At 68.3% G+C, this 11980-nt stretch carries 13 protein-coding genes; 11 read left to right on the forward strand and 2 right to left on the reverse strand.

Annotated elements, in window-relative coordinates:
• Positions 1 to 65: 65 nt before the first annotated feature.
• The 4 genes from atpD to gstA all read left to right on the forward strand — a co-directional run bounded on the left by atpD (position 66) and on the right by gstA (position 3853).
• Positions 66 to 1487 carry a F0F1 ATP synthase subunit beta gene (gene atpD / locus ABNQ40_RS18795; protein ID WP_109048034.1) on the forward strand — a complete coding sequence of 474 codons (1422 nt, stop codon included), beginning with the start codon at positions 66 to 68 and terminating at the stop codon, positions 1485 to 1487.
• Between the two features lie 157 nt (positions 1488 to 1644).
• Positions 1645 to 2061 carry a F0F1 ATP synthase subunit epsilon gene (locus tag ABNQ40_RS18800; protein WP_109048033.1) on the forward strand — a complete coding sequence of 139 codons (417 nt, stop codon included), beginning with the start codon at positions 1645 to 1647 and terminating at the stop codon, positions 2059 to 2061.
• A 273-nt stretch (positions 2062 to 2334) separates the two neighbouring features.
• A complete protein-coding gene (locus ABNQ40_RS18805; RefSeq protein WP_109048032.1) occupies positions 2335 to 3159 on the forward strand; it encodes an acyl-ACP desaturase in 825 nt (274 codons plus the stop codon).
• A 79-nt stretch (positions 3160 to 3238) separates the two neighbouring features.
• Positions 3239 to 3853 carry a glutathione transferase GstA gene (gstA, locus tag ABNQ40_RS18810; protein WP_109048031.1) on the forward strand — a complete coding sequence of 205 codons (615 nt, stop codon included), beginning with the start codon at positions 3239 to 3241 and terminating at the stop codon, positions 3851 to 3853.
• 88 nt (positions 3854 to 3941) lie between these two features.
• On the opposite strand, the gene ABNQ40_RS18815 is transcribed toward gstA, so the two are convergent.
• Positions 3942 to 5429, reverse strand: coding sequence for a DEAD/DEAH box helicase (locus ABNQ40_RS18815; protein WP_199235238.1), 1488 nt, complete (start codon positions 5427 to 5429; stop codon positions 3942 to 3944).
• Positions 5430 to 5747: 318 nt separating this feature from the next.
• Positions 5748 to 6290, reverse strand: a complete 543-nt coding sequence (locus ABNQ40_RS18820) for a superoxide dismutase family protein (protein WP_109048030.1) — start codon at positions 6288 to 6290, stop codon at positions 5748 to 5750.
• Between the two features lie 156 nt (positions 6291 to 6446).
• Between ABNQ40_RS18820 and ABNQ40_RS18825 the strand changes: the two genes are divergently transcribed.
• The 7 genes from ABNQ40_RS18825 to ABNQ40_RS18855 all read left to right on the forward strand — a co-directional run bounded on the left by ABNQ40_RS18825 (position 6447) and on the right by ABNQ40_RS18855 (position 11958).
• Entirely contained in the window at positions 6447 to 6893 is a 447-nt protein-coding gene (locus ABNQ40_RS18825) for a Fur family transcriptional regulator (protein WP_109048029.1), read from the forward strand.
• Entirely contained in the window at positions 6890 to 7114 is a 225-nt protein-coding gene (locus ABNQ40_RS18830; RefSeq protein WP_098739068.1) for a hypothetical protein, read from the forward strand. Before ABNQ40_RS18825 ends, ABNQ40_RS18830 begins: the two co-directional genes overlap by 4 nt.
• 325 nt (positions 7115 to 7439) lie before the next feature.
• On the forward strand, positions 7440 to 8258 hold the full coding sequence (locus ABNQ40_RS18835; protein ID WP_109048028.1) for a phage capsid protein: 819 nt from the start codon (positions 7440 to 7442) through the stop codon (positions 8256 to 8258).
• 62 nt (positions 8259 to 8320) lie between these two features.
• On the forward strand, positions 8321 to 8593 hold the full coding sequence (locus tag ABNQ40_RS18840; RefSeq protein ID WP_109048027.1) for a hypothetical protein: 273 nt from the start codon (positions 8321 to 8323) through the stop codon (positions 8591 to 8593).
• 80 nt (positions 8594 to 8673) lie between these two features.
• A complete protein-coding gene (locus ABNQ40_RS18845; protein WP_109048026.1) occupies positions 8674 to 9243 on the forward strand; it encodes a hypothetical protein in 570 nt (189 codons plus the stop codon).
• Between the two features lie 13 nt (positions 9244 to 9256).
• Positions 9257 to 11152 (forward strand): hypothetical protein, encoded by a 1896-nt coding sequence (locus ABNQ40_RS18850; protein WP_109048025.1) that lies wholly within the window; start codon positions 9257 to 9259, stop codon positions 11150 to 11152.
• A complete protein-coding gene (locus ABNQ40_RS18855; protein ID WP_146255396.1) occupies positions 11152 to 11958 on the forward strand; it encodes a hypothetical protein in 807 nt (268 codons plus the stop codon). The genes ABNQ40_RS18850 and ABNQ40_RS18855 overlap by 1 nt, the downstream gene beginning before the upstream one ends.
• Positions 11959 to 11980: the final 22 nt, after the last annotated feature.

The following is an 11980-nucleotide window of genomic DNA, read 5'->3' on the forward strand; positions in this document are numbered from 1 at the left end:
GTCAAGCCCATTTGCGCCGGCGACGGCATACCGACACTTACCGAGTTCCTAGGGAGCTTTACTCCATGGCCACCACCAATTCTGTCGGCAAGATCACGCAGGTCACGGGCGCCGTCGTGGACGTGCAGTTCAACGGCGACCTGCCTGCGATCCTGAACGCCCTGCACACCCAGAACGACGGCAAGACCCTCGTTCTGGAAGTGGCGCAGCACCTGGGCGAGAGCACGGTCCGCACCATCGCCATGGACAGCACCGACGGTCTGGTGCGTGGCTCGGAAGTGACGGACACTGGCAACCCGATCGCCGTGCCGGTCGGTCCGGAGACGCTCGGCCGCATCATCAACGTCATCGGCGAGCCGATCGACGAGCGCGGCGCCGTCAACGCCGCCCGCACCCTGCCGATCCACCGTCAGGCCCCGGACTTCGTCGACCAGTCGACGGACGCCGAAGTGCTGATCACCGGCATCAAGGTCATCGACCTGCTGGCCCCCTACGCCAAGGGCGGCAAGATCGGCCTGTTCGGCGGCGCCGGCGTCGGCAAGACCGTGACGATCATGGAGCTGATCAACAACGTCGCCAAGGCGCACGGCGGTGTGTCGGTGTTCGCCGGCGTGGGTGAGCGTACCCGCGAGGGCAACGACCTTTACCACGAGATGATCGAGTCGGGCGTCATCAAGCTCGACGGCCCGGGCTCCAAGGTGGCCCTGGTGTACGGCCAGATGAACGAGCCGCCGGGCGCCCGCGCCCGCGTCGCGCTGAGCGGCCTGACGCTCGCGGAATATTTCCGCGACGAGGAAGGCCAGGACGTGCTGTTCTTCGTGGACAACATCTTCCGCTTCACGCAGGCCGGTTCGGAAGTGTCGGCTCTGCTGGGCCGCATCCCGTCGGCGGTGGGCTATCAGCCGACGCTGGGCACCGACATGGGCGCCCTGCAGGAGCGCATCACCTCGACGAAGAAGGGCTCGATCACCTCGGTGCAGGCCATTTACGTGCCCGCCGACGATCTGACCGACCCGGCCCCGGCCGCCTCCTTCGCCCACCTGGACGCCACCACGGTGCTGTCGCGCTCGATCGCCGAAATGGCCATCTTCCCGGCCGTGGATCCGCTCGACTCGACCAGCCGCATCCTCGACCCGCGCGTCGTCGGTGAGGAGCACTACGGCGTCGCCCGTTCGGTGCAGAAGGTTCTGCAGACCTACAAGTCCCTGCAGGACATCATCGCCATCCTGGGCATGGACGAGCTGTCGGAAGAGGACAAGCTGGTCGTCGCCCGCGCCCGTAAGATCCAGCGCTTCCTGTCGCAGCCGTTCCACGTCGCCGAGGTGTTCACCGGCACCCCGGGCGTGCTGGTCCCGCTCGAGGAGACCATCAAGGGCTTCAAGGGCATCGTGAATGGCGACTACGATCACCTGCCGGAGGCTGCCTTCTACATGGTCGGCACCATCGACGAGGCGATCGCCAAGGCCAAGAAGCTGGCCGCCGCCTGATCCTGTCGTTTGATCCCGGCCGGGATCGCGGCATTCCGACCCGGCCCCATCGGCCTTGTGAAGAGGCGTGAGACGGCCGGGCGGAAAACGACATCAGCACACCCCCTCCCCCCGTCAGCGGGGGAGGGGGTTCCTATGAAGAGGCACCAGGAAACCCATGGCCGATAAAGTCGAATTCGAGCTGGTCTCGCCGGAAAAGCTGCTGAAGTCGCAGCCCGTGGACATGGTCGTGGTGCCGGGTTCGGAAGGCGATTTCGGCGTCCTCGCCGGTCATTCGCCGATGATCTCGACCGTGCGTCCGGGTGTCATCGACGTCTATGAAGGCGACCGCATCGTCGACCGCGTCTTCGTCGCCGGCGGCTTCGCCGAGGTGACTGAGGCCCGCTGCACCGTCCTGGCCGAGGAAGCGGTTGCGCTGACCGACCTGGACCGCGCCGCGGTCGAGAAGCAGATCAAGGACCTGTCCGAGGATCTGGACGACAGCAAGTCCGACGCCGAGCGGGCCGCCGCCGAGTCCAAGCTGGCCGTCGCGCGTGCCAAGCTGGACGCGCTGAGCCAGGGCTCCGCTCACTGAGCGGCAGCGGCCGTCGGCCTGCATTGGGGCGAACGGCATACATCTCTTCGACGGAACGGGCGGCTTGGGCTTCCAGGCCGCCCGTTTTCCGTTGCGACTTGGTTGCATCGCGGCGAAGACCGATTACATTCGAAGGCCTGAACCGTGAAGCCCGCCGCATCCGATGGCAAAAGGCGGGGACATGGGGGGCGGACCCTTTCCCGGAACGAACCTTTCCCGATATGAACCGGCCGCCACGGCAGAGCGGCCCAAAACGAGGCGGTAGAGCGGATCATGGCGCGTGCGCATTGGCGGATCGACGAGCTTCCCTGGGACCGTTTCGATGCCAGCAAGATCGATCCGGACCTGGTTCCGCTGATCAAGGCGGCGGCACTGGTGGAGTTCAACGCCGACGACTACACCGCCTATCTGTGCAACGTCTTCAACGACGATCCTGAGTTCCAGGAGGCCGCCCATGGCTGGTCGGTCGAGGAGGTCCAGCATGGCGAGGCGCTGGGCCGCTGGGCCGAGCTGGTCGACCCGACCTTCGACTTTCGGGCGGCGGTCGAGCGCTTCCGCGCTGGCTATCGCGTGCCGATCGACCTCGACGCCTCGGTCCGTGGTTCGCGCACCGGCGAGATGATCGCCCGCTGCATGGTGGAGACCGGCACCAGCTCCTATTACGCCGCCATCGGCGATTCGACCGACGAGCCGGTGTTGAAGGAGATCTGCCGCAACATCGCCGCCGACGAACTGCGCCATTACAAAATCTTCTACACCTACGCCAAGAAGTATCTGGACCGCGAAGGGCTGAACAAGGTCCAGCGGCTGAAGGTGGCGCTGTCGCGCATCGGTGAGTCGGAGGACGACGAACTGGCCTATGCCTATTACGCGGCCAACGCGCCGGCCGACGCCGTCTATGAGCACAAGCTCTACAACGCCGCCTACAAGCGCCGGGCGTTCGGCCGCTATCGCCGCAAGCATGTCGACCGTGCCATCGCCATGCTGTTCAAGGCCTGCGGGTTGAAGCCGCACACCCGCTTGTGCCGAGTGGCATCGAGCGGCGCTTGGTGGTTCATCGACCGTCAGGCGCGGAAGCTGGCGGCACAGGCCGTCTGACCGCTTGGGAAAACTGGCGGTGCCGGTCTCTTTGGGGTAGCCATGGCGGCGCCAACCACCCAAAGAGGGTTCCGGAGACATGAAGCTCTTTTACAAGCCGGGCGCCTGTTCGTTGTCGCCGCACATCGTCCTGCGCGAAGCGGGACTGCCCTTCGAACTGGTCAAGGTCGATCTCGTGGCCAAGACGCTGGCCGACGGCAGCGATTTCCGCGCGGTGAACCCGAAGGGGCAGGTGCCCACCCTGGCGCTCGATGAGGGCGGCATCCTGACCGAGGGTGCGGTGATCGTGCAGTACATCGCCGACAAGGCTCCTGCCAGCGGCCTGATCCCGGCGGCCGGCACGATGGAGCGCTACCGCGTGCAGGAGTTGCTGAACTTCATCGGGTCGGAACTGCACAAGGGCGTCGTCCCGCTCTTCCCGATGTTGAACGACGTGGTGTCCGACACCCACCGCCAATTCGCGACCAAGGTCCTGAGCGGCAAGCTGGCGGTGCTGAACCAGCAGTTGGAGGGCAAAGCCTACCTGACCGGCGACAGCTTCACCGTCGCCGACGCCTATGCCTACACGGTGCTGAGCTGGCTGCCGCGCATCAAGTTCGATCTGTCGCCCTTCCCGAACCTTACGGCCTTCGCCGAACGCGTCGCCGCCCGTCCGGCGGTGCAGGCGGCGCACGCTGCCGAAGCCCAGGGCTGAACGCCGGCCGGCCTGGATGAGGACCGGATGAAAAAAGGCCCCGTCTCGCTGGAGACGGGGCCTTTTCCTTGTGGACGAGCTGTCGGGGTCAGGCGGCGTTGGGCTTGCGCCGCATCGGGGTGTTGCCGCCGGGGGTGCCGGCCGCACGCGGCGCCTGCTTGCCGCTGCCGTTGCCATGGCTGTTGCCATGCGACACGGCGTGCGGGGCCGGGCGGCGGTCGTGGCGGTTCTGGTCGTTGCGGGCGGCGTCCGGACGCGGGGCGCCGGCCGGCTTGCCGGCCTTCTGCGGCGCCTTGGCGGGCTGCTGGGCAGCCTTGGGCGCCGCCTTCGGCGCGGCGGGACGGGCCTGCTGCTGGTTGCGGTTGTTCTGGTTGCGGTTGCTGCCCGGCGCCTTGGGGCGGGGCGGCGGTTTGGACGACGCGTGGATCTGCGCCACCTCCACCGCATGGTAGGGATGGGTGGTGTCGGCCGGGATCGGCTGGCGGATCGTCTTCTCGATGTCCTTCAGATAGCCGACCTCTTCATGGTCGCAGAAGGACACCGCGCTGCCGTCGGTGCCGGCGCGCGCGGTCCGGCCGATGCGGTGGACGTAGCTTTCCGGCTCGTTCGGCAGGTCGAAGTTGATGACGTGGCTGATGCCGTCGATGTCGATGCCGCGCGCGGCGATGTCGGTCGCCACCAGCGCCCGCAGCTCGCCGTTGCGGAAGCTCTCCAGCGCGCGGACGCGGGCCGACTGCGACTTGTCGCCGTGGATGGCGTCGGCGGTGATGCCGGCCTTCTTCAGATGGTCGGCGATGCGGTCGGCACCGTGCTTGGTGCGGGCGAAGACGATGGTGCGGGCCATCGCCGAATCTTCCAGCAGATCGGCCAGCAGGCGGCGCTTGTCGGCGCGGTCGACGAACAGGACGCGCTGGTTGATGCGCTCCACCGTGGTCGACTGCGGCGTCACCTCGATGCGCTCGGCATCGGTCAGGATGCTGTTGGCGAGGTCCACCACGGCGTCGGGCATGGTGGCGGAGAACAGCAGGGTCTGCCGGTCCTTCGGCAGCACCGCGACCACCTTCCGCACGTCGCGGATGAAGCCCATGTCGAGCATGCGGTCGGCCTCGTCGAGGACGAAGAACTCGATGGTGCCGAGATTGACGTGGTTCTGCGCCATCAGGTCGAGCAGGCGGCCGGGGGTGGCGATCAGCACCTCGACGCCGCGGGCGATGGCGGAGACCTGCGGGCTCTGGCCGACGCCGCCGTGGATGACGGTGCGGCGGATCGGCAGATGGCGGCCATAGGTGGTGAAGCTGTCGCCGATCTGAAGTGCCAGTTCGCGCGTCGGCGTCAGGATCAGCACGCGGGGCGATTTGGCGGCCACGCGCTTCTTGTTCTGGAACAGCCGCTGCAGGATCGGCAGCGTGAAGGCCGCGGTCTTGCCGGTGCCGGTCTGGGCGAGGCCCAGCACGTCGCGGCCGGCCAGCAGCAGCGGGATGGCGCCGGCCTGGATCGGCGTGGCCGTGGAGTAGCCTTCCTCGGCGACGGCGCGCAGAAGAGGCTCGATCAGGCCGAGGCCGGAAAATTCGGTCATGGAAGTGATGGTCCTGGTCACCAGAATGGGGGCCGCGCCAGGAGGGAGCGGCCGGGCTTGCGCGCTCCGCGGCGGGTTGGCGCGGAGCCGTCGGGCGGCGGGCGATCAGGCGCGCGCAAGTCCTGCGCGGCGCCGGGCGCCGTCCGACCCCGGACAGATAGGGCCGATGGCTTGATTTGGCAAGCAAACTCGGCGCGCGGCAGGGGTGCGCCCTGCCGGTTCGCCCGAACAGGCGGAGGCTTGGCGGCAGGAAAGGGGCGCGAGCCGGCTCCGCTGTCTTGCGGCATATGGTCGCGCCCCGATACCGTCTGCCGACGCTTACGGCTTCTTGATGACGCCGCAGGCGAGGCGGTCGCCGGAATTGCCGGCCGGCTGGCTGAGGTAATCGTCGGGCTGGGCGTGGACGACGATCGAGGTGCCGCCCTGCTTGAACAGGCCATCGGCGCCGTCGGTCAGGGTGACCATGTGGGTGATCGCCTCGAATCCGGCCTTGCCGGCCTCGTTGGCCCAGATGTTGGGCAGCTCGCCGTAATGCATGTGTTCGGCCTCAAGCCCGTGCTTGGCGCCCTGGGCGGCGAAATGGCCGCCGGCCGCCTTGAAATCGGGGGTGCAGGCGCCGTTTTCGTGGATGTGGATGCCGTGCCAGCCCGGCGTCAGCCCTTCCAGCTGGCCATGCACCAGGATGCCGTGGGGGAATTTGGTGAAGGTGACGGTTCCCAGCGGCTTGCCCTGCGCGTCGGCGACGGCGACCTGGGCGGCGGGGGCAGGTGCCGGGGCAGATTGCTGGGCCAAGGCCGGAGTGGCGGCCAGCGACAGGCCGGCGAACAGCAGGGCCGGGGTGAGGGACAGGGTGCGGGGCATTCTGGTGGGTCCTCCGTCTTGAGTGTTGGCCTGTTGGCCGGCGCGCCTGGACGGCCGGCGGGGTGACGACTTCACGCCGCTGCGAAACCGCTCTGGGATTGCGAACGGTTTTCAGTATGATGGGGGCATCGGCAAGCAAAGACCAGGGTTGGGGTTATGACGTCGCGTCTGGAAGCGTTGTGCATGGAAAAGGGCCTGAAGATGACCGGCCAGCGTCGTGTCATTTCACAGGTGTTGTCGGAGGCGGACGACCACCCCGACGTCGAGGAGGTGCATCGCCGCGCCGTGCAGATCGACCCGCGCATCTCCATCGCCACCGTCTACCGCACCATGCGGCTGCTGGAGGACGCGCAGGTGATCGAGCGCGTCGACCTGGGCGACGGCCGTGCCCGCTATGAAGAGGCGACGGCGGACCACCACCATCACCTGATCGACACCCGCACCGGCCGGATCATCGAATTCGCCAGCCCGGAGCTGGAGGCGATGAAGGAGCGGATCGCCCGCGAGCTTGGCTACAAGATCGTCGGCCACCGGCTTGAAATCTACGGGGTGCCGCTGGACGACGCGGCCGACGGCGCCCGGGATGAGGAGGAGCGTCCATGACCGATCCCCGTTTCCCCGAGGCCGACCAGCCCATCGCCGAGGCCATCGCCTGCCGGAATGCGGTACAGCGCTGCTACTCCGGCCTGTGCCGCTGCGGCCAGCCGGAGCGCTATGCGCTGGAGGCGGCGGTGACCGTCTACCGCTACCACCATCCGGAGATTCCGCCGGCCCAGGCGGAGACCATCGTCAGCCACTGGGTGGCGGGTCCGGTCCGGCATTGAGGTTCCCGGCGGAAAGACAGCCGCCGGCGGATGGGTTTATGAAAATAGTCCTTGATCGTCTCCGCATAAAATCCTAAAACCAAACCTGTCAAGGCGACGGGTCCGCCCCCGGACCTTACGCCCGACAGCACCAGAGCTCCCCCCTCGCTTCGGTCCGAAAAGGGCCGGCCGGACACTCCCAAGTCCGGCCGGCCCTTTTTGTTTTCGCGTTTCGCCCGCGGCCGGCGCTGCGTCCTGCACGCACCCCCGACAACCGGGTGGCGGAACGAATCCCCCCGCCATGCTCCCCGCGGGATCCGCAGGAACGCGAAAGGAAATCATACCCATGTCGACGAGCATCGCCCAGGCATTCGTCAAACAGTTCGAGCGCGAGGTCCATGAGGCTTACCAGCGCATGGGCTCCAAGCTGCGCAACACGGTGCGCGGCAAGAACAATGTGCAGGGCGCCTCCACCGTCTTCCAGAAGGTCGGCAAGGGCGCCGCCGCCACCAAGTCGCGCCACGGCGCGGTTCCGGTGATGAATCTGGACCATACGCCGGTGGAGTGTGCGCTGTACGACTTCTATGCCGGCGACTGGGTCGACCGGCTGGACGAGCTGAAGACCAACATCGACGAGCGGCAGATCATCGCCAATGCCGGCGCCTATGCGCTGGGCCGCAAGACCGACGAGCTGCTGATCGCCGAGCTGAACAGGTCCGTCAACTATGCCGGCAGCGCCACCGACGGGCTGACCAAGGCCAAGATCCTGACGGCCTTCGAGATGATGGGTGAGGCCGACGTGCCGGACGACGGCCAGCGCTATGCCGTCGTCGGCTGGAAGCAGTGGAGCCAGCTGTTGGGCATCGAGGAGTTCGCCAGCGCCGACTATGTCGGCTCCGACGAGCTGCCCTGGCGTGGCACCCAGGCCAAGCGCTGGCTCGGAACGCTGTGGCTGCCGCATTCCGGCCTGACGCTGAGCGGCACTGTCCGGCTGTGCCATTGGTACCACAAGACGGCGGTCGGTCATGCGGCGGGTGCCGATGTGAAGACCGACATCACCTGGCACGGCGACCGTGCGGCGCACTTCGTCAACAACATGATGAGCCAGGGCGCCGCGCTGATCGACACCAGCGGCGTGGTCACCCTGCGCTGCCTGGAGAGCTGACCGGAGGAGGGTGAGCTGCCCTCCCGTCCGCATCCCCCCACAAAATCCGGAGTTTTCGATCCATGGCCTATGCGTCCAAGGATTTGAGCGTGCTCGCCTATGCGAACGGCTTCACGCTCTGGCACTACACCACGCATGACGTGGCGACCGACGTCGATACCGCCGGCTATTTCAACGGGGCGGCCGACCTGCTGCGGCTGGGCGACATGCTGCTGGCGAACTGCGCGGTCGGCAGCGCCACCCCCGCCACCGGCGTGCTGGTGGTGGCGGCCAGCGCCAACGGGGCGGTCGATGTCGCCAACCTGACGCCGTTCGGTAGCGTCAACAGCGACTGATCCGCCCAAGGGAAAGGCGCCGCACCGACGGTGCCTCCCGCTCGCCTTCCGCTTCATCCCCGCTACCCGGAGACACATCCATGGCCCTGACCGCCATCGGCCTGTGCGGCCGTGCGCTGATCAAGCTCGGCGCCACCGCCATCGCTTCCTTCGAAGACGGCTCCGCCGAGGCGGAGGTGGCCGCCGCGCTTTACGGGCCGACGCGCGATGCGCTGCTGTCGGCCAACGCCTGGAGCTTCGCCAGCCTGCAGGCCACGCTGCCGCGGCTGGCCGAGCCGCCGGTCGCCGATTATGCCAATGCCTTCCAGCTGCCGGCCGGCTTCCTGCGGGCGCTGGGAGCGGGCGGCGGGGGACGGGGGCGCGGCCTGTCCTACCGTATCGTCGGACGCACGCTGCTGTGCGATGCCGGCACCGTCACCCTGTCCTACATCGGCCGCCCGGCGGAGGAGGATTTCCCCGCCTTCTTCGATCAGGCGCTGATCGCCCGGCTGGCCGCCGAGTTCTGCATCCCGCTGACCGAAAGCTCGACGCGGGCGGAACTGCTGGCCCAGCAGGCCGAGAGCGAGTTCCGCCGTGCCCGCCAGATCGACGCCCAGCAGGACAGCCAGCCCGGCTTCGAGGACTTCACCCTGATCGACGCGCGAGCCTGACGGGGAGGGCGTGATGGGACGGCTGCATCAGGTCAAGACCAACTTCACCGCCGGCGAGGTGTCGCGCCGCCTGCTGGGGCGCGGCGACCTCAAGGCTTACGACAACGGCGCGCTGGCTCTGCGCAACCTGTTCATCGACCCGACCGGCGGGGTGACGCGGCGGTCGGGGCTCGCCTTCACCGCGCTGGCGCGTGGCGACGGGCGGCTGGTGGCGTTCGAGCGCAATGCCGAGCAGACCTATCTGCTGGTCTTCACCGACCGCTGGATCGACGTGTTCCAGGGCGGCACCCGGCTGGCGTCGGTCGCCGCCCCCTGGACGTTGACGCAACTGGCGCAGATCACCTGGACGCAGAGCGCCGACACGCTGCTGGTCTGCCATCCCGATTTGCCGCCGCGCAAGCTGACGCGCAGTGACGATGGCGGCTGGACGCTGTCGGACTGGGCCTTCGCGGTCGAGGGCGAACTGGTGCGCATCCCCTTCCACCGATTCGGCGATCCGGCGGTGACGCTGACGCCGTCCGGCACCACTGGGGCGATCACGGTCACCGCGTCGGCTTCCGTCTTCGATCCGCGCCAGGACGCCACCCGGATCCGCATCAAGGGCAGGCAGTTGCTGGTGACCGGCGTGGTGTCGGCCACCCAGGTCAATGCCACGGTGAAGGAGGCGCTGGCCGACACCCAGCCGACGACGGCTTGGGAGGAACAGGCTTTCTCGGCCTGTCGCGGCTGGCCGGTGTCGGCGGCCTTCCATCAGGACCGGCTGGTGATCGGCGGGTCGCGCGACCTGCCCAACCGGCTGTGGCTGTCGCGCTCCGCCCAGATCTGGAATTTCGATCTGGGCGAGGGGCTGGACGATCAGGCCATCGAGTTCGGCATCCTGTCCGATCAGGTCAATGCGGTGCGCGCCGTCTTCTCCGGCCGGCATCTGCAGATCTTCACCTCGGGCGCCGAGTATATGGTGACCGGCGACCCGCTGACCCCGCAGAGCATGCAGGTCAACCGGCAGACGCGCATCGGCTCGCCGATGGACCGCGCCATCCCGCCGCGCGATGTCGAGGGGGCGACGCTGTTCGTGCCGCGCAACCGGCGCGAAATCCGCGAGTTCCTCTACACCGACACCGAGGCGGCCTATCAGGCGAACGACCTCGCCCTGCTGGCCCGCCATCTGATGGCCGGCCCGCGCGACCAGGATTACGACCAGAACCGCCGGCTGCTGTTCGTCGTGATGGAGGACGGCACACTGGGGGCGCTGACCGCCTATCGGGCGGAGGATGTCACCGCCTGGACCCTGCTGGAGACTGACGGGGCGGTGCGCTCCGTCGCTGCGGTGGGAGACGAGGTCTACACGCTGGTGGAGCGGCGCGGCGTGTGGACGGTCGAGCGGTTCGACGACGCGCTGAACCTCGACGCCGCCGTCACGGCGGAGCGGGGTGAGGCAACCGCCGTCTGGGGCGGGCTGGCGCATCTGGAAGGGCGGACGGTCGCCGTCGTCGCCGATCGCGTGATCCGCAACCCCGCCACCGTCCAGGCCGGCAGCGTCACCCTCGACCCGCCGGCCCGCAAGGTCGAGATCGGACTGCCCTATACCCACCGGATCGAACCGCTGCCGCCCAACCTGCTGGGACAGGCGACCGGGGCCGACATCGTCCGGCTGGTTGCCGTCACCTTCCGGCTGGAGGAGACGGCGGCGCTGCGCGTCGATCTGGGACGCGGGTTGCAGGAACTTCCGCTTCACCGGCTGGGGCCGCAACCGGCCGGCGGGGTGCCGCCGCGGGTGTCGGGCGACCGTCGGCTGCGGGCGCTCGGCTGGCGCCACGACACCGATGTCCCGCTGTGGCGCATCGAACAGGATGCGCCGCTGCCTTTCACGCTGCTTTCCGTGACCATGGAACTGAAGGTGAATGACTGATGGGTGGAATCACTCCTCTCGTGACCACGGCGCTGCCGCTGGCGAACTCCGTCATCGGCACCGTGCGCAATGCCGGCTCCGCATCGTCCAGCGCCGCCACGCAACAGGCCGCCGCCCAGCAGGCCGCGGCTGAACTCGACTACAAGCGCCAGCAGGATGCGGCGCAGGCCGCAGCCGCGCAGGCGGCGCTGGAACAGAAGTACCGCGAGGAAGCGACGGCGGCCGAGCGCAACGCCCAGGCCGCGGCGACGGCCCGCCAGCAGCAGGCCCAGCTGGAGGCCGAGGCGCAGGCGCGCCAGTGGGCGCATGACGCCGAGTTGCGTCAACAGGAACAGGAGCTTCAGCGCCAGAAGGACGAAACGGCTGCGGCTGCCGCGGCGGCGGCTCGGGCCAAGGAGATGGACGACTTCCGCGGAGCCCAGGAGCAGACACTGGCCCAGCTGCGCGCCGGCCAGGAGGAGGCCGTCCGCGCCAGGGAGACCGACTCGCAGACCCAGCTCGCCCAACTGACCGCCGCGGCGGATGCCGCCGAACAGCGGCGGCTGGCCGCCTTGCGTCAGGCGGTCAGCAAGACCCGCGCCGGGTTGGGCGCGCGGGGCGTCACCGCCCAGGACGGGTCGGGCGAGGCGATCCTGCTGGGTCTGACCAACTCCAGCGAAACCGAGCGCAAGGACGCCCAGGCGACCGACCAGCTGAAACGCGCCGCCATCCAGCAGGGGCTGGACGATGCCAAGCGCCGCAACCTGCTGGAGTTGTCGCAACTCGCCGACCGTCAGCGACTGGAATACATGAGCAAGTTCTTTTGAGGAACGGCTCCATCCTCCGGAG

Origin of the sequence: Azospirillum sp. A23 (genome assembly GCF_042938965.1) — a bacterium.
In the GTDB taxonomy this organism is placed as follows: domain Bacteria; phylum Pseudomonadota; class Alphaproteobacteria; order Azospirillales; family Azospirillaceae; genus Azospirillum; species Azospirillum melinis.